This window comes from Streptomyces katrae (assembly GCF_002028425.1).
GTDB classification, from domain to species: Bacteria; Actinomycetota; Actinomycetes; order Streptomycetales; family Streptomycetaceae; genus Streptomyces; species Streptomyces katrae_A.
Window position 1 is genome coordinate 6,361,250 of sequence record NZ_CP020042.1, and the last position, 25,182, is coordinate 6,386,431.

Here is a 25,182-nt window from a genome sequence, read left to right on the forward strand (position 1 = left end):
CACCCCTGATGACCAGCACCGCAGCCCCGCCCGCCGAGCAGAGCACCGCCCCCGGGGCCGCCGGAACCCGAACGCCGGTCACACCCGGACAGGCACCCGCTCCGGCCGACCGCCACACCCGCCGCTTCGGCCTCCCCGTCGCCATCTGCCTCGTCATGGGCAACGTCATCGGCGGCGGGATCTTCCTGCTGCCGGCCTCGGTCGCGCCCTTCGGCACCATCAGCCTCCTGGCCTTCGCCGTCCTGACCCTCGGCGCGATCGCCCTCGCCCTGGTCTTCGGCCGCCTCGCCCAGCGCCACCCGCAGACCGGCGGCCCCTACGTCTACGTACGCGCCGCCTTCGGCGACTTCGCGGGCTTCCTCGCCGCGTACAGCTACTGGATGACCGCCTGGGTCTCGAACGCCGCCCTCGCGGTGGCGTCCGTCGGATACCTCGCGGTGCTCTTCCCGGCGGTGGGGGAGCACAAGTGGTCGATGTGCCTGGCCGCCCTCGCCGTCCAGTGGCTGCCGGCCCTCTCCAACCTGGCCGGCACCCGGTACGTGGGCGCGGTCCAGGTGGTCGCGACCATCCTGAAGCTGGTCCCGCTGCTGGTCGTCGCGGTCGGCGGCCTGTTCTTCTTCGACCCGGCCAACCTCGGCCCGTTCCAGGCCACCGGCCAGAGCCCGGTCGGGGCGGTCTCCGCGTCCGCCGCGATCCTGCTCTTCAGCTACATCGGCGTCGAGTCCGCCGCCGTCAGCGCCGGCGAGGTCCGCGACCCGGCCCGCAACGTCGGCCGGGCCACCGTCCTCGGCACCATCGGCGCGGCCACCGTCTACCTGCTCGGCACCCTCGCCGTCTTCGGCCTGGTCGGCCACGACGAGCTGGTCTCCTCCGAGGCCCCCTTCACCGACGCCGTCAACGCGATGTTCGGCGGCACCTGGGGCGGCACGCTGGTCGCCGGCGCCGCCGTGATCTCCATGGTCGGCGCCCTCAACGGCTGGACGCTGCTCAGCGCCCAGACCCCGTACGCGGCGGCCAAGGACGGCCTCTTCCCGAAGGTCTTCGAGAAGAAGCAGCGCGGGGTCCCCGTGGTCGGCGTCCTCGTCACGGCCGTCCTGGCCTCGGCCCTGACCGTCTACAACTACACCGCGGGCTCCGCGGCGGTCTTCGAGGCACTGGTCCTGATCACCACCTTCACGGCCACCGTCCCCTACCTGCTCTCCACCGCCGCCCAGCTGTACTTCCTGGCCTCGGGACAGTCGGAGCGGGTCCGGCGCGGGCAGCTGGTCCGTGACGGCGTCCTCGCCGGCGTGGCCTTCGCCTTCTCGATGTGGCTGGTCGCCGGATCCGGATACGCGGCCGTCTACCAGGGCGTCCTGTTCCTCTTCGCGGGCGTCCTGGTCTACGCCCTGATGTCCGCCCGCAAGCGCCGCGCGGCCGCCTGACCGCCCCGGCGCACCAGGAAAACGCGGAGGCCCGCGCCGAACGGCGCGGGCCTCCGCTTTCGCCTGTCCCCGGGGGATCAGTCCAGGTAGTCGCGCAGCACCTGCGAACGCGACGGGTGGCGCAGCTTCGACATCGTCTTGGACTCGATCTGGCGGATGCGCTCACGGGTCACCCCGTACACGCGGCCGATCTCGTCCAGCGTCTTCGGCTGGCCGTCGTTGAGGCCGTAGCGCATGGAGACCACACCCGCCTCGCGCTCCGAGAGCGTGCCCAGGATCGACTGGAGCTGCTCCTGGAGGAAGGTGAAGGACACGGCGTCCGCGGGCACGACCGCCTCGGAGTCCTCGATGAGGTCACCGAACTCGCTGTCGCCCTCCTCACCCAGCGGGGTGTGCAGGGAGATCGGCTCACGGCCGTACTTCTGGACCTCGATGACCTTCTCCGGGGTCATGTCGAGCTCCTTGCCCAGCTCCTCCGGGGTGGGCTCGCGGCCCAGGTCCTGGAGCATCTGGCGCTGCACGCGGGCGAGCTTGTTGATGATCTCGACCATGTGCACGGGGATGCGGATGGTGCGGGACTGGTCGGCCATGGCACGCGTGATCGCCTGCCGGATCCACCAGGTCGCGTACGTGGAGAACTTGAAGCCCTTGGTGTAGTCGAACTTCTCCACGGCGCGGATCAGGCCGACGTTGCCCTCCTGGATCAGGTCCAGGAAGAGCATGCCGCGGCCCGTGTAGCGCTTGGCCAGCGAGACCACGAGGCGGAGGTTGGCCTCCAGCAGGTGGTTCTTGGCGCGGCGGCCGTCTTCGACGAGGATCTCCAGCTCGCGCTTGAACGCGGGCTTGTGGTCCTCCTCCTCTTCGAGCTTGTACTCGGAGAACAGGCCCGCCTCGATGCGCTTGGCGAGCTCGACCTCCTGCTCGGCGTTGAGCAGCGGCACCTTGCCGATGAGCTTGAGGTAGTCCTTGACCGGGTCGGCGGTGGCGCCGGCCACCATGACGGTCTGCGCCGGGGCGTCGTCCTCGTCCTCGTCGGACAGCACGAAGCCCTGGGCGCCGGCCTTGGGAGCCTCTTCCTCGGTGTCGTCGGCGAGGTCCTCGACGGCCCAGTCCTCACCCTCGACGACCGGGGTCTCGGCGTCGTCGGCGTCCTTGGCGGTGGTCTTCTTCGCGGCGGTCTTCTTGGTGGCCGTGGCCTTCTTGGCCGCGGTCTTCTTGACCGCGCGCTTCTTGGGCTCGGCGGCGGCCTCGGCCGGCACCTCCTCCGGGGCGGCGGCCGACGGAGCGGATATCGCCGCGGCGGCGGCCGGGGCGGCGGCGACCGAGGCCTTGCGCGCGCCGATGGGGCGCGGCGCGGCGGCCGCCTTCTTCGTCACGGTGCGGGCCGGGGCGGCGGCTGCCTTGCGGGGCTTCTTGGCAGGAGCCTTCGTGGCGGGGGCGGCGCTGACGTGGAGGGCGACGCCCTCTTCGTCCAGGACCTGGTTCAGGCTGCGCAGGACCCGCTTCCACTGGTCCACCGGGATGCGGCCGGCCTCGAAGGCCTGGCGCACGTCGTCACCGTTGATGTGACCCTGCTCGCGGCCGCGCTCGACGAGCGCGACGAGGGCCTCCGATTCGGCGATCTCCGGAGGGAACGTACGGGACGGGCTGAGCGACACAAGGAGCCTCTCGTTGCGAACAGATAAGGGGTGGGCGGGAATCATCGCGCGGACTCGGGAAACAGTCCCCAGGGGGGCTGTATTCCGGGGCCGCGCGAGGACACCTGTCGGTTCATCGCATGCCCGAGTCGATTCGTTACGCGCTGAATTGAGTGACCTGCGCCACGCTGTGGCCGGGCAACCGATCCGGCGCGGATCCGTCCGCGCCCCGGCGGCGGCGGATCCGCCCCGTACGCACGCCCCGCATCAGTCCGGCTTGCGGGCCTCGATGAGGAACCGGGAGGTGTGCGCGACGAACGGGCCCTCGCGCTCGATCCGTTCGTGGAGCTCGCGCAGCCGGTCCCGGTAATGCCCGACCGTGAAGCCGGGAACCATCCAGATCACCTTCCTCAAGAAGTAGATCACGGCTCCGATGTCGTGGAACTCCGTCCGCAGCCGCTCGGAGCGCAGGTCGGTCACCTCCAGGCCCGCCTTCCGCGCGTCGGCCTCCGCGTCGTCGGGATGGCGGGCGCGCCGGACCTCCTCCGGCTGCGGGCCGAGGAAGTACTCGACGAGCTCGAAGACGCTGGCCGGGCCGACCTGCTGCGAGAGGTAGGTGCCGCCAGGGGTCAGCACCCGGGCGATCTCCTCCCACCAGATGGTCACCGGGTGCCGGCTGGCCACCAGCTCGAAGGCGTTGTCGCCGAAGGGCAGCGGCGGCTCGTCGGCGGCCGCGACGACCACGGCGCCCAGCGGGTGCAGCAGCCGGGTGGCCCTCTCGATGTTCGGCGGCCAGGACTCCGTGGCCGCCGTCAGCGGCGGCAGCGGCCCCGCCCCGGCGAGCACCTCGCCGCCGCCGGTCTGGATGTCCAGGGCGGAGCGGACCCGGGACAGGCGCTCGGCCAGCATCCGCTGGTAGCCCCAGGAGGGGCGCTGCTCCGTGGCCCGGCCGTCGAGCCAGGAGAAGTCCCAGCCGTCGACGGAGACGGATTCCGCCTCTGCCACGAGATGGTCGAAAGTGCGCGTCATGTCTCGATCGTCCCAGGCCGGGCCCCGGTCATCCACCGGATATGCCGGTGGACGGTTCGACTACAGTGAGACCAGGGCCGTGACTGGCGTTCGGGTGGATCACCACCGGGGAGCGGCCCGGCGTACGTGCCTCCCCGTACGTCGACTGCCGCGCGCCTGGGCGAACCGCGATCCGCGAACAGCGATCCGCAGCGACGTTCAGGAGACCCCGTGACGACTGCCCCTTCGGCCACCGCCCAGCTCATGGACGGCACCGCCCTCGCCCGCCGCATCTCCGAGGAGACCGCCGCCCTCGCGGCGAAGATCACCGAGCGCACCGGCACCGCGCCCTGCCTGGCCACCGTCCTGGTGGGCGAGGACCCCGCCTCCGTCACCTACGTGCGCATGAAGCAGAACCGCTGCGCCAAGGCCGGGATCACCTCCCGCCACGTGGCCCTCCCGGCGGAGACCACCACGCAGGAGCTCGTCGCCACGATCACGGCCCTCTCCGAGGACCCGGAGATCAGCGGCATCCTGCTCCAGCACCCGGTCCCGCACCACATCGACGAGCGCGCCGCCTTCGAGGCCATCGCCCCGGGCAAGGACGTCGACGGGGTCACCATGCACTCCTTCGCCGCCATGGGCTTCGGCCTGCCCGGCTTCGTCTCCTGCACCCCCGGCGGCATCATGCGCCTGCTCGCCGAGTACGACGTGGATCTCACCGGCAAGCACGCCGTCGTGGTCGGCCGCAGTGCGATCCTCGGCAAGCCCGCCGGGATGCTGCTGCTGGAGCAGAACGCCACCGTCACCTACTGCCACTCCCGCACCAAGGACCTGTCCTCGATCGTCCGCCAGGCCGACGTCCTGGTCGCCGCCGTGGGCAAGGCCGAGTTCATCCGGGGCGAGGACATCAAGCCGGGCGCCGTCGTCCTGGACGCGGGCTACAACGAGGGCAACGTCGGCGACGTCCACTTCGAGTCGGCCGCCGCCCGCGCCTCCCTGATCACCCCGGTGCCCGGCGGGGTGGGCCCGATGACCATCGCGGTCCTGCTGGAGCAGACCGTCCACGCCGCGGCCGCCCAGGCCGGTCTGGACCTCGCGGACCTCTGAGCGCGGCGGCCCAGCCCTCGCTCCCGCCTCACGAGCGCCCCGGACCCCCGAGGTCCGGGGCGCTCGCCCGCTCTGCCGCGGCCAGCCCGGCGACCGCGCGCTCGGCGGCCGTCAGCGGCGGCGCCTTCAGGGTGCCCCGGGCGGAGGGCCGCAGCACCCGCCAGAGCACGTCCGGGCGGAACCAGGCGGTGGGCGGGCTGGTCATCGTGATGACCTCGAAGAAGGCGGCGGTCAGCGGCTCCTCGACCGTGGCCCCGGCCATCAGCCGGTTCACGTACGCGTCCAGCAGGCCCGTCCCCGGTCTCGGGCGCATGCCGGTGGCGCCGGGGTAGAGGATGTCCTGCGAGGTGGCCAGGCGCCAGGCGGCGGCCACCGGCGGGGTGAGCGCCCGCTGCGCCGCCCTGCCGAAGCCGGGCCGCGACAGGCCCCCGGACCGCAGCATGGCGCGGACGGCGAGCAGCCCCTTGGCGGCGACCGTCATGCCCTGGCCGTAGAGCGGGTTGAAGGTCGCCACCGAGTCGCCCACGGCGAAGAAGCCGTCGGGCAGGGCGGTCCTCTCGAAATACAGGCGCCGGTTCGTGGTGCTCTGGGTGACGGCCACGTCGGTCAGGGGGGTGCGCCCTTCCAGCAGCTGTCCCACGATCGGGTCGCGCAGGTCCTTGGCGAACGGGACGAAGGCGTCGGGGTCGCCGGTCGGCTGCCCGCCCCGGGTGCCGGAGAGGGTCGCCTGCCACAGGCCGTTCTCGATGGGGACGATCGTCGCGGTGCGGCCAGGCACGGGAACCCGCGGGTCGGACTGGACGTTGACGATGGGGAAGCCCAGGGCGTGCGCCCCTTCGGGCGCCCGGAAGATCCGCGTCGCGTAGACCAGCCCGGAGTCGACCTCGGCCTGCGGGACGACGCCCGCGCCCAGCTCCTCCAGCCAGAGCCGGGAGCGCGAGCCGCGCCCGCCGGCGTCGACCACGAGGTCGGCGGGGATCAGCAGGCCCTCCTCCCGCGGTGTGTCGACGCGGACACCGGTGATCCGCGCGGCCGTGCCCTCCAGGCCGCGCACCCGGCTCCGCTGGAGCACCGCGACCCCGGGCAGCGCGGTGACCTTGGCGCGGACCACGGAGTCCAGCAGGTCGCGGCTGCAGGAGACGGTGAACTGCTTCTCGCCGTAGCGCGGGAGCCAGCCGTGGGCGGTCATCGTCACCAGGTCGGTGGGCAGCCCGCGGCGGATCGCCCCGGCCGCCGTCCAGGCGTCCGTGATGCCCGGCAGTATCTCCTCGATGGCGCGCGCCCCGCCCGACCACATCACATGGACGTGCCGCGCCTGGGGCAGCCCGCGCCGGGGCTCCGGGCCCTCGGGGAGGGCGTCGGCGTCCACGACCGTGACCGTGGCGTGCGCGGAGAGGACGGCCGCCGTCAGCAGGCCGGCCATGCTGGCGCCGATGACGACGGCGTGGCGCGGCGGGGAGGACTCGTCCCGACCGGGCGCATCGCGGCAGGTGGCGGCTCGCACCGGGAGGTTCTCCGTATGTCGGCTGGACGTTCGAGGGGGCTCGGTGCGGTGCAGCCTAACCTCCGGCACCGCGCCGTTCCAGCGCATCCCCAACATTCGCGCCATACGGACGAGTAGGTTTTCAGCCGTCCTGGAATGTCCGTTCAGGACCGGTCGGTCGGCCGTCATGACCTGCGGGGTAATCGACCCCGCCCTCCCCCCGGCGCACAGTGGAGCCATCGGGTCCCGGGGCCGCGCACTCGGCCCCGGGGCCCGAGCCGAGGGACCACGGGTCACTCCAGGGTGCGCAGGTACTTCACCGTCGCCGGGTCCGCCGGGAGGAAGGTCTCGATGGCCAGCTCGGCGACGGTCACGTCCATCGGCGTGTTGAAGGTGGAGATGGACGACACGAACGACAGCAGGTGCCCGTCGTGCTCGATGCGCAGCGGCAGCGCGACGTACGGCACGGCCTCGTCCGGCTCGCTCTCGCCGGGCCGCTCCGCCACCGGGTACGCGGCCACCTCCTCGTACAGCGCGCGCAGCGGCGCCGAGCGCTCCAGCGCGATCTGCCGTTCCATCTGGGCCAGCAGGTGGCCCCGCCACTCCCGCAGGTTGCGGATCCGCGGGGCGAGGCCCTGCGGGTGCAGGGTGAGCCGCATCGCGTTCAGCGGCGGCGCCAGCAGGTGCTCCGCCACCCCCTCCAGCAGCATCGCGACGCCCCGGTTGGCCGCGACCACCGTGTACGTCCCGTCCACGACAAGCGCCGGGTACGGCTCGTAGCCGCTCAGCAGCCGCTCCAGGCCCTCGCGCAGGGCGCCCAGGGCAGGGTCGTCGATCGGGGTGTGCGCGTACCGGGGCGCGTATCCGGCCGCCAGCAGCAGCGCGTTGCGCTCCCGCACCGGGATGTCGAGGTGGCCGGCGAGGCGCAGCACCATCTCCTCGCTGGGCCGGGAGCGGCCCGTCTCGATGAAGCTGATGTGCCGGGAGGAGGAGCCGGCACGGCCCGCCAGTTCCAGCTGGCTGATCCCGCGCCGCACCCGCCAGGCGCGCAGCAGGGGACCCGCGGAAGGGGCGTCTGCCGAGATCGAGGTCGTCATGCCCACGACGTTAACCGAGGAACACCGGCCCGCACCGGACGCGTTCCGCGCGCCCGGACGGGGCGGCCGGCCGCCCCGGGGGGAAGCACCCGGGCGCCCCGGCGCGGGAAGGGTTCACTCCGGCGCGCACCGTGGAAAACTGACTGCACATCACGGACGCGGACGAGCAACGAGCACGAGGAGGCTGCGGATGCCCAGCGAACCGCTCTCGCAGAAGGAGATCGAGGACCGGCTCCGGGAACTCCCCGGCTGGGCCTTCGAAGACGACCGGCTCCTGCGCACCTACCGGGTGGGCACGCACCGCGCCGCCAGCGCGCTCGTGGCCCACATCGCCGTGGTCCAGGACGAGTTGAACCACCACTCCGACCTCACCCTCGGCTACAACACCGTTCGCCTCGCGGTCAACAGCCACGACGCCGGCGGCCAGGTCACCGAGACCGACTTCGCCCTCGCCGAACGCGTCGAGGCCCTGGCGCCGTCCCACGGCGCGAACTGACCGCGGCCCGGGCCTTCGGGCCCGGGCCCGAAGGCCCCGCCGGGGTCACGGTCACGCCGGCTCCAGCCGCCACCACTGCGACGGCGAGTCGGTGTCCTCGGCCTGCCGGGCCCGGCCCTCGCCGTCGGCCTCCAGCAGCAGGCCGCTGATGCACGCCACCAGCGAGACCACCCCCGGATCCTCCAGGTGCTCCTCGACCACCCACTCCTGGGCGCCGAAGGCGTTGGCCCGCCACACCTGCACCCGCGCCCCGCTGTCGGTCGAGGCGTTCGCGACGTCGAGGCGCCGGCCGTTGTCCTCGCTCACCACGTGGAACACCCCCGCGCCGCCGTGCGTCGGCGCGAGCCGCCACCGCCGGGCGGCCACCGGCGCGGGCGGCCCGTCCGGGCCGACCCGCACCCGGGAGGCCCCCTCCAGCTGGAGCACCAGCCCGCTGCCCTCGTTACGGATCAGGTAGACCCCCTCCCGCGGGCCCGTACGGCCCGGGCGGGCGGCGGAAGCGGCCGAGGAGGCGGCGGAACCGGCGGATCGGGGAGCGTCCACGTCCACGTCCGCTTCAGACGTCGAAGACGGCCGGGTCCGGACCGATGCGGCGCCCGTCCGCGCCCAGCGCGTCCAGCGCCGCCAGGTCCTCGGCGTCCAGCTCGAACCCGAACACGTCCAGGTTCTCCCGGATCCGGGAGGGGGTCACCGACTTCGGGATCACGATGGTGCCCAGCTGGAGGTGCCAGCGCAGCACCACCTGCGCCGCGCTGCGCCCGTGCTTGGCGGCCACGGCGGTGACCGCCGGGAGCTCCAGCAGCTCCTTGCCCTGGCCCAGCGGGGACCAGGCCTCGGTCGCGATCCCGAGCCGGGCGTGCAGGGCGCGCAGTTCCGGCTGCGGGAACAGCGGGTGCAGCTCGATCTGGTTCACCGCCGGGACCAGGGAGCTCTCGGCCCCGAGCCGCTCCAGGTCCGCCGGGCGGAAGTTCGACACGCCGACGGCCTTGGCGCGGCCGCTCGCCGCGATCTCCTCGAAGGTCTTCCAGATGGTGAGAAAGTCGTCGCGCATCGGGCGCGGCCAGTGGATCAGGTACAGGTCGACGTGGTCCAGGCCCAGCTTGCCGAGCGAGTCGTCGAAGGCGCGCAGCACCGCGTCCCGGTCCCAGCGCCGGTCCGGCCCGTTCCACAGCTTGGTGGTGACGAACAGCTCCTCGCGCGGCAGCCCGCAGCCGGTCACCGCCCGGCCGGTACCCCGCTCGTTGCCGTAGACCGCCGCGGTGTCGACGCTGCGGTAGCCGGCCGCCAGCGCGGCCCCGACGACCCGTTCCGCCTCCTCGTCGGGAACCTGCCAGACGCCGAAGCCGAGCTGGGGCATGAGCGTGCCGTTGTTGAGCTTGATGTTCGGGACCTGGTTCACGACGGGTGTTCCTCGGGGTCGGCGCGGTGCGGTGTGCGCGGGGGCGCGCGGAGGGCCACAACCGGCCTCCCGCACACCGTATTCCCGCCCCCGCCCCCTGCGGCCGCCCCACCACCCGGACGGCCCAGCCCGCGCGGGATCCGTACCGGCGGTGCCCCGGCCGCGCGGGGTGGGCGGTCAGGAAGGGTAGAGCTCCGCGATCTCCCGCGCGTACGCCGATTCGATCGCCCGGCGCTTCAGCTTCAGCGAGGGCGTCAGCAGCCCCCGCTCCTCCGTGAACTGCCCCGTCAGCACCCGGAAGGCGCGGATCTGCTCGGCCTGCGACACCAGGGTGTTGGCCGCCACCACCGCCCGCCGCACCTCCGCCGTCAGCGCCGGATCCCCCACCAGCTGCTCCGCCGACCGCTGCGCCAGCCCGCGCATCGACAGCCAGTGCGCTATCCCCTCCATGTCCAGGGTCACCAGCGCCGTGACGAACGGCCGGTCGTTGCCCACCAGGACGCACTGGGACACCAGCGGATGCGAACGCACCCGCTCCTCCAGCGCCGCCGGCGCCACGCTCTTGCCGTTCGAGGTCACCAGGATCTCCTTCTTGCGCCCGGTGATCGTCAGATAGCCGTCGCCGTCCAGCCGCCCCAGGTCCCCGGTCGCCAGCCAGCCCTCCCGCAGCACCTCCTCCGACGCCCGCGCGTCGCCCAGGTAGCCGGAGAAGACGTGACGGCCGTACAGCCACACCTCCCCGTCCTCGGCGATGTGCACCGTGGTGCCCGGGATCGGCGGCCCCACCGTCCCGTACTTCACCGCACCCGGCGGGTTCGCCGTGGCCGCCGCGCAGGACTCCGTCAGCCCGTACCCCTCGAACACCGTGATCCCGGCGCCGTCGAAGAACAACCCCAGCCGGCGCGCCATCGCCGAGCCGCCCGACATCGCGTGCCGCACCCGCCCGCCCAGGGCCTCGCGGACCTTGCCGTACACCAGCTTCTCGAAGAGCTGGTGCTCCATCCGCAGCGCGGCCGAGGGCCCCGGCCCCGTCCCGAACGCCTTCTGCTCCCGCGCCTCCGCGTACCGCACGGCCGTCTCCACCGCCCGGTCGAAGGGCCCCGTCCGCCCCTCCGCCTCCGCCGTGCGGCGCGCCGCCGCGAACACCTTCTCGAAGACGTACGGGACCCCCAGTACGAACGTCGGCCGGAAGGCGGCCAGATCGGGCAGCAGCTCCGAGGCGGCCACCGCCGGCTGGTGCCCGAGCTTGACCCCCGCCCGGACGGCGGCCACCTCCACCATCCGCCCGAAGACGTGCGCCAGCGGCAGGAACAACAGGGTCGACGGCTGCTCGCCCGGCCCCGCCCGGAACACCGACTTCCAGCGGGCGACCAGCGTGTCGGCCTCGAACATGAAGTTCGCGTGGGTGAGCACGCACCCCTTGGGGCGGCCCGTTGTCCCCGAGGTGTAGATGACGGTGGCGACCGCGTCGGGGGTCACCGCACGCCGGTGCCGGTGCACGACGTCCTCGTCCACCCCCCGACCGGCCGCCACCAGTTCGGCCACCGCCCCGGCGTCGAGCTGCCACAGCAGCCGCAGCCGGGGCAGCCGCTCGATCACCGAACCGACCGTCATCGCCTGGTCCTCGTCCTCCACGACGCACCCGGTGCAGGAGGAGTCGTACAGGATCCAGTGCACCTGCTCCGCCGACGAGGTCGGATAGACCGGGACCGGCTGGGCGCCGATCGCCCACAGCGCGAAGTCGAACAGGGTCCACTCGTAGCGGGTGCGCGCCATCACCGCGACCCGGTCCCCGAACCGCACCCCCTGCGCCAGCAGCCCCTTGGCGAGCGCGAGCACCTCCCCGGCCAGCTCCCCGGAGGTCACGTCCCGCCACACCCCGGCCGTCTTGCGGCCCAGCGCCACCCGGTGCGGGTCCTGCCCGGCATGCTCGAAGACCACGTCGGCCAGGCCGCCGGCCGGCTGGCCGCTGACCACGGGGGGCACGGTGAACTCGCGCAACATTCCGCTCCTTGGATCCCGGGCGCCGAGACGCTACCCCACCGGCCCCCACGCCCGGCACCCCTGCGGAAACCTCCACAAGATCCCCTCGCGCACGGCCCCGCCCGACCTGCGCACTCACCCGCGCGGGGCCGGGCCGAGCCGCCCGCCGCCGCCCTACGCCGCCCGGCTCAGCCGGTCCCCGCCCGCCAGCACCGCGGCCGCCAGCGCCTCCGCGGCCGGGGTCGGGCGGCGCCCCTGGAGCAGGGCGAACTCCACCGGCCCCAGCTCCGGCAGCCCGCCCACCCGCACCAGACCCGGCGGGATCAGCCCCCGGGTGTGCGCCATCACTCCGAGCCCCGCACGGGCCGCCGCGATCAGACCGCTCAGGCTCCCGCTCGTACAGGCGATCCGCCAGGCCCGCCCCTCCCGCTCCAGCACCTCCAGCGCCCGCGCCCGGGTGATCCCCGGCGGCGGGAACACGATCAGCGGCACCGGGCGCTCCGGGTCCAGCCGCAGCCCCTCCGCCCCGATCCACACCATCCGGTCCCGCCACACCAGCCGGCCCCGCTCGTCCCCCGGCCCGCGCCGCTTGGCCAGCACCAGGTCCAGACGGCCCTCGTCCAGCCGCTCGTGCAGGACGCCCGACAGCTCGACCGACAGCTCCAGGTCCACCTCGGGGTGCTCGTGGCGGAACCCCTCCAGGATCTCCGGCAGCCGCGTCAGCACGAAGTCCTCCGAGGCCCCGAACCGCAGCCGCCCCCGCAGCCGCGTCCCGGCGAAGAAGGCCGCCGCCCGCTCGTGCGCCTCCAGGATCGTGCGCGCGAAGCCCAGCAGCGCCTCCCCGTCCTCCGTCAGCGCCACGCTGTGCGTGTCCCGGGCGAACAGCGGCCGGCCCGTGGCCTCCTCCAGCCGCCGCACGTGCTGGCTGACCGTGGACTGCCGCACCCCCAGCCGCCCCGCGGCCTGGGTGAAGCTCAGCGTCTGGGCCACCGTGAGGAAGGTGCGCAGCTGGACCGGGTCGTACACACCCCCAGACTAAGGCGCGCTCATCACGGCACGCGATGGCAGTCAGAGCGGTGTGCGGGTTTCCCGATGACCGGCGAAGGGCGACGATGGAAGCCGCCCGCCGCAACCGGGCGCCCTCCCTTGGACGACAGCAAGCGAGCACAGCCCATGCCACGCCCCCGACTCCCCGCCCGGCTCCCCCTGGACCCCTACGTCCTGGCGCTGCTCGCCACCGTGGGCCTCGCCGCGCTGCTCCCCGCCCGCGGCCCCGCCGCCACCCTCGCCGACGGAGCCTCCACCGCCGCCGTGGCCCTGCTCTTCTTCCTCTACGGAGCCCGGCTCTCCACCCGCGAGGCCCTTGACGGACTGCGCCACTGGCGGCTCCACCTCACCGTGCTGGCCTGCACCTTCCTGCTCTTCCCGGCCCTCGGCCTGGCCGCCCGCTTCCTCGTGCCCACCCTCCTGACGCAGCCCCTCTACAACGGACTGCTCTTCCTCTGCCTGGTCCCCTCGACCGTCCAGTCCTCCATCGCCTTCACCTCGATCGCCCGCGGCAACGTCCCCGCCGCGATCTGCGCCGGCTCCTTCTCCAGCCTCGCCGGCATCGTCGTGACCCCCCTGCTCGCCGGAGCCCTGCTCGGCGGCGACACCGGCGGCTTCTCCGCGGACTCCCTCCTGAAGATCGTCGTCCAGCTGCTGCTCCCCTTCCTCCTCGGCCAGACCCTGCGCCGCTGGGTCGGCGGCTTCCTCACCCGCCACAAGAAGGTCCTCGGCCTCGTCGACCGGGGCTCGATCCTCCTCGTCGTCTACGCCGCCTTCAGCGCGGGCATGGCCGCCGGGGTCTGGCACCGGGTCAGCCTCCCGCGCCTGGGCGCGCTGATGGCCGTGGAGGCCGTGCTCCTCGCCGCCATGCTCCTCGTCACCTGGTACGGGGCCGGCCGCCTCGGCTTCGGCCGCGCGGACCGGATCGCGATCCAGTTCGCCGGGTCCAAGAAGAGCCTGGCCGCCGGACTCCCCATGGCCAGCGTCCTGTTCGGGGCCCAGGCCTCCCTGGCCGTGCTGCCGCTCATGCTCTTCCACCAGATGCAGCTGATGGTCTGCGCCGCCCTCGCCCGCCGCCGCGCCCGCGACCCGCAGGAAGGGGACGGCGCCCAACTCCCGGACCGCTCTGTGGCGGAGGTCTCGTCCCGGCCCCAACACCCGGCCGCGCGGGGCCGGTAACGTGCGGCGGTGACCTGGATACGCCCGCTCGCCGCCCACGCCCCCCGCCCCTGCACCCTCGTGGTCTGCCGGGGCTGCTGCTGCGGGGACCCCCGCAAGAACCCCGGCACCGACCACGCCGGCCAGCTCGCCCGGCTCCGCGAGGCCGCCGACGCCTCCGGGGGCCGGCTGGCCGTACGGACCAGCGACTGCCTCGGGCCCTGCGAGCGGGCCAACGTGATCGTGGTCCAGCCCACCACCGAGGCCCGCCGCCGGGGCGCGCGCGCCGTCTGGTTCGGCTGGGCCCTGGACGACACCGCGACGGACGAGATCATCGCCTGGGCCGAGTCCGGCGGCCCGGGCGCCACCCCGCTCCCGGCCACCCTCGACCTGCACCGCATCGACCCCCCGGAGCCGAAACCGGCCGCCGCCACCCCGCGCGGGGGCAGGCGCCGCAGGTAGCTAGGACCCCTCGGGGGCGGGCAGGAGGATCCGTTCCTCACCCGCGTAGATGTTCATGTCCGGCCCCCGCAGGAAGCCCACCAGCGTCAGCCCCGAGTCCGCCGCCAGGTCCACCGCCAGCGAGGACGGCGCCGACACCGCCGCCAGCACCGGGATCCCGGCCATCACCGCCTTCTGCGCCAGCTCGAACGAGGCCCGGCCCGACACCAGCAGCACCGCCCCGGCCAGCGGCAGCCGCCCGGCCTGCAGCGCCCGCCCGACGATCTTGTCCACGGCGTTGTGCCGCCCCACGTCCTCCCGTACGTCGAGCAGCTCGCCCTCCGCCGAGAACAGCCCGGCGGCGTGCAGCCCGCCCGTGCGGTCGAAGACCTTCTGCGCCGCCCGCAGCCGGTCCGGCAGCTCCGCGAGCAGTTCCGCGCGGAGCCGTACCGGGTCCGCGGCGAGCCCCGGGAAACGCGTCGCCGTACGCACCGCGTCCAGGCTGGCCTTGCCGCACAGACCGCAGGAGGAGGTGGTGTAGACGTTGCGCTCCAGCGTGATGTCCGGCACCGGAACCCCGGCGGCCAGCTGCACGTTGACCACGTTGTAGGTGTTGGAGCCGTCCTCCGCGGCCCCCTCGCAGTAGGTCACGGCCTGGACGTCCGACGCCCGCGCGATCACGCCCTCGCTGACCAGGAAGCCCGCCGCCAGCGCGAAGTCGTCACCGGGGGTGCGCATCGTGATGGCCAGCGGCTTGCCGTTCAGCCGTATCTCCAGCGGCTCCTCCGCGACCAGGGTGTCCGGCCGGACACCGGCCGCCCCGCCCCGGACCCGTATGACGCGGCGCCGCTCGGTGACCCGTCCCATCGCGATCAGCCCCGCCCGCTTCCGTCCTGCGTCGTGCACCGATCGTGCACCTGACGAGGACATTCTCCCGGATCGTCGACGGGCCCGGTCTCCGGGCTGGGGGATGCTGGGAATTCTCCAAATTCCGATGCCCCAATCCTGTTGGGTTGCATGCAGACGTACTCGCCGGTAGCAGGAGAAGGTGAATGATCCTGACTGCCGTACAAAAGGGGGATCCCGCCCATGACCGGTTCACGCGTGGTGGCGCTAGGGCACTACCAGCCCGCGAAGGTGCTCACCAACGAGGACCTCGCGGGCATGGTCGAGACCAGCGACGAGTGGATCCTCTCCCGCGTCGGCATCAGGACCCGGCACATCGCGGGCCCCGACGAACCGGTCGACGAGCTGGCCTACCAGGCCGCCGCCAAGGCCCTCGCCAACGCCGGCCTGGCCCCCGACGACATCGACCTCGTCATCGTGGCCACGTCCACGGCCATCGACCGTTCCCCCAACATGGCCGCCCGCGTCGCCGCCAAGCTGGGGATGGCCGGCGCGCCCGCCGTGATGGACCTCAACGTCGTCTGCTCGGGCTTCACCCACGCCCTGGCCACCGCCGACCACGCCATCCGTTGCGGCTCCGCCACCCGCGCCCTGGTCATCGGCGCCGACACGATGGCCGGGATCACCGACTGGACCGACCGCACCACCTGCGTGCTGACCGGCGACGGCGCCGGCGCCGCCGTCGTCGAGGCCAGCGCCGAACCGGCCATCGGCCCGGTGCTGTGGGGCTCGGTCCCGGAGATGGGCCACGCGGTGCGCATCGAGGGCACCCCGCCGGTCTTCGCGCAGGAGGGCCAGGCCGTCTACCGCTGGACCACCAGCCGGCTTCCGGCCCTGGCCCGCAAGACCTGCGAGAAGGCCGGGATCACCCCCGAGGAGCTCGCCGGGGTCGTCCTGCACCAGGCCAACCTGCGGATCATCGAGCCCCTCGCCGCCAAGATCGGCGCCGTGAACGCCGTCGTCGCCCGCGACGTCGTCGACTCCGGCAACACCTCGGCGGCCAGCATCCCGATGGCCCTCTCCAAGCTGGTCGAGCGCGGAGAGATCCCCACCGGCGCCCCGGTCCTCCTGTTCGGCTTCGGCGGCAACCTCTCCTACGCCGGCCAGGTCATCCGCTGCCCCTAGGGCGTCGACGACCGGGCCCGGGAAGTGTCCGGCCGCAGGTCAGCGCGGCGTGGCGGGCCGGCGGCCGGGCCGGATAACTGGTCGGAGGGCCGCCGATCCTTTGCTATGGTTGTCCATGTCGCCGCGGGAAACCGGGGCCGACCACCGGTCCGGGTGGCGGAATGGCAGACGCGCTAGCTTGAGGTGCTAGTGCCCTTTATCGGGCGTGGGGGTTCAAGTCCCCCCTCGGACACAGACAGAGAACCCCACTCCGGTGGGGTTCTTTTTCGTGTTCCGGGGCGGAGCCCGGTGGCCGGATCCGCCGGTGCGGCATCATGGGCCCGACCGGGTCGAGGGGGAACAGCGTGCCGCAGGACGAACCGCGCAAGGACGTCGTGATCGCCGGGCGGTACCGCCTGGGGAAGAGGCTGGGCCGGGGCGGCATGGGGACCGTCTGGCAGGCCTCCGACGAGCTCCTGGGACGTGCGGTCGCCGTGAAGGAACTCCACGTCGGCGAGGACGGGGAAGCGGCGGGGGCGCTGCGCGAGGCCCGGACCGTCGCACAGATCAAGCACCCGCACGTGGTCGTCGTGCACGACGTCGTCGAGGACGACGCCCGGCCGTACATCGTCATGGAACTCGTCGAGGGCGGCTCGCTCGCCGACCGCCTCACCACCACCGGCCCCCTGGACACCGGGGAGACCGCCCGCGTCGGACTCGCCCTGCTCGGCGCCCTGGACGCGGCCCACGAGCGCGGGGTGCTCCACCGCGACGTCAAGCCGGCCAACGTCCTCATGGAGGCGGGCACCGGACGGGTGGTGCTCACCGACTTCGGCATCGCCCGCCTGGCCGGTTCCACCACCATCAGCGAGACCGGCGCATTCGTCGGCTCGCCCGAGTACACCTCTCCCGAACGGATGCAGGGAGCCGCCGCCGGCCCCGCGTCCGACCTGTGGTCCCTGGGCGCCCTGCTGTGCGCCGCGCTGACCGGAGAGTCCCCCTTCCACCGCGACTCGCTGGGCGGGGTCCTGCACGCCGTCGTGCAGGACGAGATCCGCCCGCCCGCACAGGCGGGCCCGCTGGCCCCGCTGGTCCGTGGCCTGCTGGAACGCGACCCCGACCGCCGGCTGGGAGCGGCGCAGGCACAGCGGATGCTGTCGGCGTACGTGACCACCGGCAGCCTCCCCGTCCTCGGCCCCGCCACCGCCGCCGCCCCCGACCGGTCCGCCGCCCCCGCCCCGGCGGGCTGGACGCCGACCGAACGGGCCACCGCGCAGACCGGCCCCGCGCAGGAGGCGAAGCCCCGGGCGGGTCTGCGCGCCGGACTGGTCGCCGCGCTCGTCGTGACGGCCGTCGTCGGCGCCGTGGCCGTGACCTCCCTGCTCTCCCGCCCGGCCGGCGGCCGGGACACCGCGCAGGACGACCGCCCCGGCCCGGCGGCCTCCGCCACGACCGCCCCGCTGCTCCCGGCGGCCTCCCCGCCCGCGACCCCCGCCGCCTCCCCCGCGATGGCGACGGCGACGGCGACCACCACCGTGACCGCGCCCGCACCGGCCCCGCCCGCCCCCGCCGGGAAGCCCGCGCCCGCCGGGTACCGGTGGGTCGCCGACCCGGCGGGCTTCGGCCTCGCAGTGCCCCAGGGCTTCCAGCGCACCACCGACGACCAGCGGGTCTTCTACGTCTCCCCGGACGGCGCGTTCCGGATCGGCATCAAGGTGACGTCCGCGTCGCCGGGCGGAGCGCTCGCCGCGATGCGGCGCTCCGACGCGAACGGACCGTCCAACAACCCCGGTTACCGCGACGGCTCGGTCGTCCCCACCACCCACGACGGACTGCCCGCGGCCCTGTGGGAGTTCACCTGGAACGGCTTCAGCACCGCCGAGGGCCCACGGCACACCTACGACCTGGGCTGGGACCGGAACGGCCGGATGTACGACGTCTGGGTCTCGGCCCCCGTCGGCCGCCTCGCCGAGGCCAGGGCCCACTTCGACACCGCCCTCGACTCCTTCGCGTCCTAGGAGCCACGGCATCCCGTCAGGTGCCCAGGACCACCAGCCCCTCCTGGGCCGGGAGGCTGCCCGGGGCCAGGGGGCCCAGGGTCTGGGGCAGCGCCAGGCGCGGGCCCTCGCCCTCCGGATCGGTCCCGAACAGGTACGCCGCCCCTGACGCGGAGTCGCTGACCAGGTGCGGGCCGGCGGCCGACGCCGCGAACCGGGTCAGCGGGGTCCGGAAGAGCCGGCCCAGGTGGCGCAGGTGGCGCAGGGTCTCCGGGGTCGGGGCGGCGGCCGCCGGGGGCGGGGCCTGCTCCGGGGCGTCGGGTGGGATGGCACCCGACAGCAGCAGGGCCAGCAGCACCGGGACCGCCTTGCGGCGCAGGGCCTCCGTGGCCTCCTGCAGGCGGTGGGCGTGGGCGGCGGGCAGGGAGAGGGCCAGGCTTCCGGCGGCGCCGCCCGTGGCGATGGGCACCGCCGAGCAGACGACCCCGGGGGAGTACTCGCGCAGGTCGAAGACGGGGGCTCCGGGGGCCAGCGCGTCCAGGGCGCTGAACAGGGCCCGGCTGTCGGTGATGGTGTGCGGGGTGAGCCGGGCCGGGCGGTGGCGGGCCACGTGGTCGGCCCGGACCTCGTGGTCGAGCTGGGTCAGCAGGCACTTGCCGACCGCGCTGGCGTGCGCGGCGGCCTTGAAGTCCACCCACTCCCGCACCGGCGGGGCACCGGGCCCGTCCGCCATCTGGGTGATCCGGACCTCGCCCTCCGCGTACCGGCTGAGGTAGACGGCGGCGCCCGCGCTGTCCCGTGCCAGCGCCAGGGTGCGCTGGAGCTGTGCCGCCAGAGCGCCGCCGCCCGGGGCGGCGAGCCGGTCCAGCGCCGGGCCGGGCGCGTACACCCCGGCGCCGGGCCGGTAGGCGTACTCCTCCTCGCACAGCATCGACAGCAGCGGCCGCAGCGCGGCCTCCGTGAGCCCGGCCTTCCGCGCGAGCTGCCCGGCGCGCACCCCCAGCGGGTGCCGCTCCAGGACCCGTACGACGTCCAGCGCGCGCCGCGCCTGCGCCAGGGCCTCGCCGGTCTCGGCCCGCACCGCCGTCCCCCGCGCGGCCGCGGTCAGCGCGGGGTGGCGCAGCGGGCCCGCGGCGGGGCGCGGCCGGCGCGCCGGGAGCCGGGGCGGCGCCAGGAACGCGGCCAGCACCCCGGGAAGCTCCGGGCCGGGCAGCGGCACCGGGCCCAGGTCGGGATCGTCGCACTGGACGACGTGACGCAGGACGGCCGCCTGGGCGCACAGCCGCACCTCACGCAGCTCCCGGCGCCCCCCGGGCCTGAAGCCGCGGCGGCCCAGCTCGCGGGCCCAGTGGCGGGCGTCGTGGTGCTCCCCGCGCCGGGAGTGGTCCAGGAACAGGCAGTACGCGGCGGGGGCGGTGCGCGCGCTCCCGGACCCGGCGGCGAACTGCCACCAGAACCGGGCGCCCTCGCCCAGCCCCGCCAGGTGCAGCAGGCAGCCGAAGACGACCGCGCCCGGCGGGTCGGCGTGGCCGCCGTCCACGAAGCGGCAGAGGTCGCGCCGCGCGTGCGGGTCGCAGACCACGGAGAGGCAGGCGGCCTTCAGGTCCCGGCGGGCCCGTTCGGAGTCCACGGGACAGTCCCGGGCGGGGTCGCTCCAGCCGAAGGGGCGCCGCCGGCCCCGGCCGGCCGGGTCGGCCGGGGCGCCCGACGCGCGGGGGGTGCGCAGCAGGCGGGCCTCGGCGGCGCCCAGGTCGTAGTGCGGGTAGCGGTCGCGCACGCCCGCGCGGAGCAGGAATTCGGACAGGGGGCGCCGGGCCGCGGCGCGGCTCCGGTCCGCCCCGGTGCGGTCGTCGTCGTCGGCGGCGGCGGTCATGATTCGGGAGCAGTGTCGAGCAGCCGCGCGAGGCGCCGGTGGGCCTGGCCGAGCTGCGAGCGGACGGTGGCCTCGTCGACGCCCATCACGGCGGCGGCCTCGCCCGGGGTGCACTGGAGCCCGTAGCGCAGCATCACGGTGTCCCGCTGCCGCTCGGCGAGGCGGGAGACGGCCTGGTAGAAGCGGATGGTGTCGGTCAGTACCTCGTACTGGTCGGGATGCTCCTCCTTCAGGGCCGCCTCGAAGGCGCTGATGTCCATCGGCTCGGGCCGGCGCAGGCGGGGGTCGCGGCGCTGCTGCCAGTCGACGATGCGCTGTTTCAGCACGGTCCAGGCGTAGGCGTCGAGGCGGTCCATGTGCAGCATGCGGAGCCATTCGTGCATGATCGAGTCGAAGGTGGCGTCCACCGCGTCCTCGGCGTCCGCGTCGGAGCCGAGCTGGAGGTACGCGAAGCGCATGTACGCCGGCCGCCGGTTGCTGTGGAAGGCCCAGTACGACAGGCGCGCCGTCGGGTCCCACTGGCTCATGGGCGTCGGCTGCCGCCGCCGGCTGGGCAGTCCCACGGCCCCGCCGGACTCCTCCGGTCCGCCATCGTTCACCGTTCCCCACCTCATCCCCTGGTGCCGGTCCATGAGAGCAGTACCGGCGCACTCGGGGGGCGTGGATGAGGAAGCTGAAGGGATTACGTCGGGCGGTGACCGGTTCGTGAGCGATCCCGATCAGGCGGGGGGCCCGTCGGTACGTACGCATATGCCGATGCATATGCCGACGCATGCGCCGGGCCCGGAGGCGGCCCCGGCGTCCGCCCTCCGGATACCGGTCGGGGTCCGGGCCCGCGGTTCGATACGATGAACCGCCTCACCATGCGTATTCGGCAGGGCACGCCCACGGCACGCCCACGGCACGTCCGAGGGGGGCCGCCGCCGCATGGATCCGTAGAAATGAACTGAAATGGAGCATCCGAGGATGGCTCGACACCTGATCACCAGCGCGCTTCCGTACATCAACGGGATCAAGCACCTGGGCAACATGGTCGGGTCGATGCTTCCGGCGGATGTGTACTCCCGGTACCTCCGCCAGCGCGGCCACGACGTCCTGTACATCTGCGCCACCGACGAGCACGGCACCCCCGCCGAACTCGCCGCCAAGGAGGCCGGGATCTCGGTCGCCGAGTTCTGCGCGCAGGCCCACGACGCCCAGAAGGCGGTCTACGACGGCTTCGAGCTGTCCTTCGACTACTTCGGCCGCAGCTCCTCCGTGCAGAACGCCGAGATCACGCAGCACTTCGCGCGGCAGCTCCAGGCGAACGGCTTCATCGAGGAGCGGGCGATCCGGCAGGTGTACTCGCCCGCCGACGGCCGCTTCCTGCCGGACCGCTACGTCGAGGGCACCTGTCCGCACTGCGGTTACGACAAGGCCCGCGGCGACCAGTGCGAGAACTGCACCCGCGTCCTCGACCCCACGGACCTGATCGAGCCCCGCTCGGCCATCTCCGGCTCCACCGAGCTGGAGGTCCGCGAGACCAAGCACCTCTTCCTGCTGCAGTCCAAGCTCCAGCACGAGGTCGAGGCCTGGGTCGCGCGCCACGAGGAGGAGTGGCCGCAGCTGGCGTCCTCCATCGCCCGCAAGTGGCTGACCGAGGGCCTGCACGACCGCGCCATCACCCGCGACCTCGACTGGGGCGTCCCGGTCCCGGCCGACACCTGGCCCGAACTGGCCGCCGAGGGCAAGGTCTTCTACGTCTGGTTCGACGCGCCCATCGAGTACATCGCCTCCACCAAGGAGTGGGCGGACGCCGACCCGGCGGGCCGCGACTACAAGTCCTGGTGGTACGAGGCCGAGGACGTCCGCTACACGCAGTTCATGGCCAAGGACAACGTCCCGTTCCACACGGTGATGTTCCCGGCCACCGAGCTCGGCACCCGCGAGCCCTGGAAGAAGGTCGACTACGTCAAGGCCTTCAACTGGCTGACGTACTACGGCGGCAAGTTCTCCACCTCGCAGAAGCGCGGCGTCTTCACCGACCAGGCGCTGGAGATCCTTCCGGCCGACTTCTGGCGCTACTTCCTGATCGCCAACGCCCCCGAGTCCGACGACTCCTCGTTCACCTGGGAGCACTTCGCGGCCACGGTCAACAAGGACCTCGGCGGCACCCTCGGCAACTTCGTCAACCGCGTCCTGACCTTCTCCCGCAAGAAGTTCGGCGACGAGGTCCCGGCCGGCAGCCCCGCCGGCGAGGCCGAGGCCAAGCTGGGCGAGCAGATCGCCGAGCTGCTGGCCGAGTACGAGGGCCACATGGAGACCCTCCAGTACCGCAAGGCCGCCGCCGCGCTGCGCGCCCTGTGGTCCGCGGGCAACTCCTACCTGGACGAGAAGGCCCCCTGGCTGGAGGTCAAGACCGACCTCGACGCCGCCGCGCTGACCCTGCGCACCGCGATGAACCTCATCCACCTCTACTCGGTGGTCTCCGAGCCGTTCATCCCGGCCTCGGCGCGCGCCATGCGCACCGCGTTCGACCTGCCCGGCGACACCGCGACCTGGGTGACCCCGGAGCAGGCGAGGGCGCTGGACGCGGTTCCGGCCGGGACCCCGTTCACCGTGCCGCCGGTGCTGTTCGCCCGTGTCACCGAGGAGGACCTGGAGTCCTACCGCGAGCGCTTCGGCGGTTCCCCGGAGGCCTGAGGCCCCCCGCGACCGCTGCCCGAAGGGCGCGACCCCACCCGGGGCCGCGCCCTTCGGCGCACCCGGGGCCGGGCTCGGGTTCCGGCCCGGTTCCTGCCCGGGGCCGGGCTCCGGACGCGCTGGAGGAGGCGGTCCCGGGGGTAGGGAAAACCCCACCGTGAAAGCTCCGCCCAGGCGTGCAGACCCGGCGGGGGCCGCGCGGCTGGAATGGGGCCATGACCCCTTCCCGTACCGCCCGGTGGACCGCCGGCTGGCTGCTGGCCGCCGTGTGGGCCCTGTCCTTCCCGCTGTTCTCCGCCCTGGCCCCGCACCGCCTGTGGGGCTGGTGCGCGGCCGCCGGATACCTCGCCGCCGCCGCGGCCACCGTCCTCGGCCGGCGCCGGGCGGCCCTGGGCGCGGCCCTGCTGGGCGCCGTCGCCGTCCCCCTCCTGTACCTGGTCCTGACCGGGCAGGGCCAGTCCGAGGTCGGCGTGATCGAACGGTCCGGGCGGCTCCTCCTCGGCACCGGGAAGATGTACGTCGACCACCCCGCCGGGGTCGCGGAGTACACCCCCTACCTCCCGGCCATGTCCCTCCTCGGCCTGCCCCGCGCCCTGCTCGACGGCGGCTCCGGCGGGGGAGGGGGATGGGCGGTCCGACTGCTGGGCGACGCCCGCATCTGGTGCGCGGCCGTCCTGGCCGGCGGCATGTGGGCCGGCCGCCGCCTCCTCGGCGCGGCCCCCTCGCCCCTGCTCCCGCTGCTGGTGGCTTCGCCGGTGGTGGCACTTCCGCTGGCCGTGAGCGGGGTGGACCTGCCGCTGGCGGGCTTGTGCTGCCTCGCCCTCGCGGCGGCCGCCTCGGGCCGCCCGGCCCTGGCCGGGGCGGCCCTGGGGGCGGCGTGCGCCCTGAAGTGGACGGCGCTGCCCGCGGTGGCGGTGGCGGCGGCCCTCCTCGGTTCCCGCTCCGGCGCCCGGGCGGCGGTCCGCTGCGCGGTGGCGGCGGGGGCGGTGACGGCCGCCCTGGTGCTGCCGGGGGCCCTGCTCCAGCCGGCGGAGCTGTGGCGGCAGGTGTTCGCCTTCCCGACGGGCCGGGCCGAGGTGGCGACCCCGGCGGGCAGCCCCCTGCCGGGGCACCTGCTGGCGGAACTCGGGCCGTGGGGCTGGTACCTGGCGGCGGCCCTGCTGGTGCTGGGCGGGGTGGGGGTGGCCCTCTCGCTGTGGGTGCGCCCGCCGCGCACGGCGGTGGCCGCGGCGGACCGCCTCGCGCTGGGGCTGACCCTGGTCTTCCTGCTGGCCCCGGCCGGCCGCTTCGGCTACCTGGCGCTGCCGGTGCTGCTGGTGGCCTGGGCCCGCTCGGCCGCCCCCGCGGGGGCCGTCCCGTCGCGGGTGGTGGCCCGGTCCGCGGCGCGGGGGCCGCGTCCGGCGCCCGCCCGCTGAAGGGCGGGGCGGTCCCGGGGACGCGTGGGGTCAGGGCGCGCTCGGGGCAGGCGGCGGGCGGCGGGTGGGGGCGCGGGGCAGGTCAGGGCGCGACGGTCTCCTCGTACCGCTCGACCTGTTCGTCGACCGCGCGCTGGAGCGGCTGCAGCCGCTCGGACAGCTGCCGGAGGTCGGCCGTCCGGCCGTCGGACCACTGCCCGAGCGCGGCCACCACGACCCGGCCGGTGCCCGAGAAGGACTGCACCAGCCCGGCCCCGGGCCCCAGCACGGCCAGTCCCGATCCGGGCGGCGGGGCCTGGACGCCGACCTGGTGGTCGTCGGGGGCCGTCGTCAGCCCGGTCACCACCCTGACCGTGTCCGCGGGGTCCCGCAGGGTGAAGACGGCGATGGTGAACTGGTTGTTCCCGTCGTCCTTGTAGAGGGCGGTCTCCCCGCCGACGCAGCCCTTGCCCTCGGCGAGCATCGCGGCGAGGCGGGGGCCGGCGGAGTCCGGCTCGGAGCAGGAGCCCAGCACCTTCGTCGCGACCCGGACGAAGGTGCCCCCGGAGCCGTCCGGTACTTCGGCGGGGAACACGTCGGCCGGCGGGACCGCCGGCCGGCCGGCGGCCGGTGCAGCCGACGCCGAGGGGGAGGGGGCCGCGGTGGGGGAGGCCGTCCTCCTCGGCCGGACGGTGACCCGCTCCTCGTCGGACGGGTCGGTCAGGTCGAGCGTGACGAGGGCCAGGAGGCCCATCAGCAGCAGCAGCCCGAGGACGAGCGCCCACGTCCGCGTGGGCCCCGGCGCGGCGGACTCGTGGATCGAGGCGCCACGGACGAAGTCCTCGTCGAGGACCACGTTCCACTCGTCCTCGCCCGGTCCGGCCGGATCGTCGGGCATCTCATCGTTCTTCGGCACCCTGAGACCTTAGTGCCGCCCCGGCCG

At 74.2% G+C, this 25,182-nt stretch carries 20 protein-coding genes, 1 tRNA gene, 1 pseudogene and 1 riboswitch; of the genes and pseudogenes, 10 read left to right on the forward strand and 12 right to left on the reverse strand.

The features are described from left to right. Nucleotides 1-8: 8 nt before the first annotated feature. Complete coding sequence (locus tag B4U46_RS28780; protein ID WP_079430570.1) at nt 9-1,424, forward strand: amino acid permease; 1,416 nt, start codon at nt 9-11, stop codon at nt 1,422-1,424. Between the two features lie 77 nt (nt 1,425-1,501). On the opposite strand, the gene B4U46_RS28785 is transcribed toward B4U46_RS28780, so the two are convergent. Both B4U46_RS28785 and B4U46_RS28790 read right to left on the reverse strand, forming a co-directional pair. Next, nucleotides 1,502-3,082, reverse strand: a complete 1,581-nt coding sequence (locus tag B4U46_RS28785; protein WP_185117154.1) for an RNA polymerase sigma factor — start codon at nt 3,080-3,082, stop codon at nt 1,502-1,504. A 246-nt stretch (nt 3,083-3,328) separates the two neighbouring features. Further along, nucleotides 3,329-4,090 carry a methyltransferase domain-containing protein gene (locus B4U46_RS28790; RefSeq protein WP_079430572.1) on the reverse strand — a complete coding sequence of 254 codons (762 nt, stop codon included), beginning with the start codon at nt 4,088-4,090 and terminating at the stop codon, nt 3,329-3,331. Between the two features lie 69 nt (nt 4,091-4,159). Continuing rightward, a riboswitch (ZMP/ZTP riboswitch) is annotated at nt 4,160-4,259 on the forward strand. Between the two features lie 74 nt (nt 4,260-4,333). On the opposite strand from B4U46_RS28790, the gene B4U46_RS28795 reads away from it, so the two are divergent. Continuing rightward, complete coding sequence (locus B4U46_RS28795) at nt 4,334-5,179, forward strand: bifunctional 5,10-methylenetetrahydrofolate dehydrogenase/5,10-methenyltetrahydrofolate cyclohydrolase (protein ID WP_079432038.1); 846 nt, start codon at nt 4,334-4,336, stop codon at nt 5,177-5,179. Nucleotides 5,180-5,207: 28 nt separating this feature from the next. Here the strand turns inward: B4U46_RS28795 and B4U46_RS28800 are convergent, their stop codons facing one another. Further along, the gene (locus B4U46_RS28800; RefSeq protein WP_237293157.1) at nt 5,208-6,683 is read right to left on the reverse strand and encodes an NAD(P)/FAD-dependent oxidoreductase; all 1,476 of its coding nucleotides are present in this window, start codon (nt 6,681-6,683) and stop codon (nt 5,208-5,210) included. A gap of 272 nt (nt 6,684-6,955) precedes the next feature. Continuing rightward, nucleotides 6,956-7,759 (reverse strand): helix-turn-helix domain-containing protein, encoded by an 804-nt coding sequence (locus B4U46_RS28805; RefSeq protein WP_079430573.1) that lies wholly within the window; start codon nt 7,757-7,759, stop codon nt 6,956-6,958. A gap of 190 nt (nt 7,760-7,949) precedes the next feature. On the opposite strand from B4U46_RS28805, the gene B4U46_RS28810 reads away from it, so the two are divergent. Continuing rightward, on the forward strand, nt 7,950-8,255 hold the full coding sequence (locus B4U46_RS28810; RefSeq protein WP_079430574.1) for a 4a-hydroxytetrahydrobiopterin dehydratase: 306 nt from the start codon (nt 7,950-7,952) through the stop codon (nt 8,253-8,255). 51 nt (nt 8,256-8,306) lie between these two features. Here the strand turns inward: B4U46_RS28810 and B4U46_RS28815 are convergent, their stop codons facing one another. The 4 genes from B4U46_RS28815 to B4U46_RS28830 form a co-directional block, all read right to left on the reverse strand. Beyond that, a complete protein-coding gene (locus tag B4U46_RS28815) occupies nt 8,307-8,708 on the reverse strand; it encodes an RICIN domain-containing protein (RefSeq protein WP_237293379.1) in 402 nt (133 codons plus the stop codon). Between the two features lie 103 nt (nt 8,709-8,811). Beyond that, complete coding sequence (locus B4U46_RS28820; RefSeq protein ID WP_185117153.1) at nt 8,812-9,654, reverse strand: aldo/keto reductase; 843 nt, start codon at nt 9,652-9,654, stop codon at nt 8,812-8,814. Nucleotides 9,655-9,831: 177 nt separating this feature from the next. Then, on the reverse strand, nt 9,832-11,655 hold the full coding sequence (locus tag B4U46_RS28825; protein WP_079432042.1) for an AMP-dependent synthetase/ligase: 1,824 nt from the start codon (nt 11,653-11,655) through the stop codon (nt 9,832-9,834). A 156-nt stretch (nt 11,656-11,811) separates the two neighbouring features. Next, a complete protein-coding gene (locus tag B4U46_RS28830) occupies nt 11,812-12,663 on the reverse strand; it encodes a LysR substrate-binding domain-containing protein (protein WP_079430575.1) in 852 nt (283 codons plus the stop codon). Between the two features lie 147 nt (nt 12,664-12,810). Here B4U46_RS28830 and B4U46_RS28835 point away from each other — a divergent pair, with 147 nt between their 5' ends. Continuing rightward, nucleotides 12,811-13,863, forward strand: coding sequence for a bile acid:sodium symporter family protein (locus tag B4U46_RS28835; RefSeq protein ID WP_079430576.1), 1,053 nt, complete (start codon nt 12,811-12,813; stop codon nt 13,861-13,863). Nucleotides 13,864-13,872: 9 nt separating this feature from the next. After that, nucleotides 13,873-14,304 carry a hypothetical protein gene (locus B4U46_RS28840; protein ID WP_107438337.1) on the forward strand — a complete coding sequence of 144 codons (432 nt, stop codon included), beginning with the start codon at nt 13,873-13,875 and terminating at the stop codon, nt 14,302-14,304. Here B4U46_RS28840 and fdhD read toward each other — a convergent pair whose 3' ends face one another. After that, on the reverse strand, nt 14,305-15,150 hold the full coding sequence (fdhD, locus tag B4U46_RS28845; RefSeq protein ID WP_079432044.1) for a formate dehydrogenase accessory sulfurtransferase FdhD: 846 nt from the start codon (nt 15,148-15,150) through the stop codon (nt 14,305-14,307). A gap of 222 nt (nt 15,151-15,372) precedes the next feature. On the opposite strand from fdhD, the gene B4U46_RS28850 reads away from it, so the two are divergent. The 3 genes from B4U46_RS28850 (at nt 15,373) to B4U46_RS28860 (ending at nt 18,311) form a co-directional block, all read left to right on the forward strand. Then, complete coding sequence (locus tag B4U46_RS28850; RefSeq protein ID WP_079430577.1) at nt 15,373-16,314, forward strand: beta-ketoacyl-ACP synthase III; 942 nt, start codon at nt 15,373-15,375, stop codon at nt 16,312-16,314. Between the two features lie 147 nt (nt 16,315-16,461). Beyond that, nucleotides 16,462-16,546, forward strand: a tRNA-Leu gene (locus B4U46_RS28855). 82 nt (nt 16,547-16,628) lie between these two features. Further along, nucleotides 16,629-18,311, forward strand: coding sequence for a serine/threonine-protein kinase (locus tag B4U46_RS28860; RefSeq protein WP_079430578.1), 1,683 nt, complete (start codon nt 16,629-16,631; stop codon nt 18,309-18,311). A 316-nt stretch (nt 18,312-18,627) separates the two neighbouring features. On the opposite strand, the pseudogene B4U46_RS28865 reads toward B4U46_RS28860, so the two are convergent. Beyond that, nucleotides 18,628-19,398 (reverse strand): annotated as a pseudogene (locus B4U46_RS28865) (IclR family transcriptional regulator domain-containing protein); the annotation flags it as partial. Between the two features lie 761 nt (nt 19,399-20,159). Continuing rightward, entirely contained in the window at nt 20,160-20,762 is a 603-nt protein-coding gene (locus B4U46_RS28870) for a sigma-70 family RNA polymerase sigma factor (protein WP_237293158.1), read from the reverse strand. Between the two features lie 367 nt (nt 20,763-21,129). On the opposite strand from B4U46_RS28870, the gene metG reads away from it, so the two are divergent. Beyond that, entirely contained in the window at nt 21,130-22,845 is a 1,716-nt protein-coding gene (gene metG, locus B4U46_RS28875; RefSeq protein ID WP_079432047.1) for a methionine--tRNA ligase, read from the forward strand. 215 nt (nt 22,846-23,060) lie between these two features. Then, nucleotides 23,061-24,260: a glycosyltransferase 87 family protein gene (locus B4U46_RS28880; protein ID WP_079430579.1), complete on the forward strand. Its 1,200-nt coding sequence runs from the start codon at nt 23,061-23,063 to the stop codon at nt 24,258-24,260. An 82-nt stretch (nt 24,261-24,342) separates the two neighbouring features. Here B4U46_RS28880 and B4U46_RS28885 read toward each other — a convergent pair whose 3' ends face one another. Next, entirely contained in the window at nt 24,343-25,155 is an 813-nt protein-coding gene (locus tag B4U46_RS28885; RefSeq protein WP_079430580.1) for a hypothetical protein, read from the reverse strand. Nucleotides 25,156-25,182: the final 27 nt, after the last annotated feature.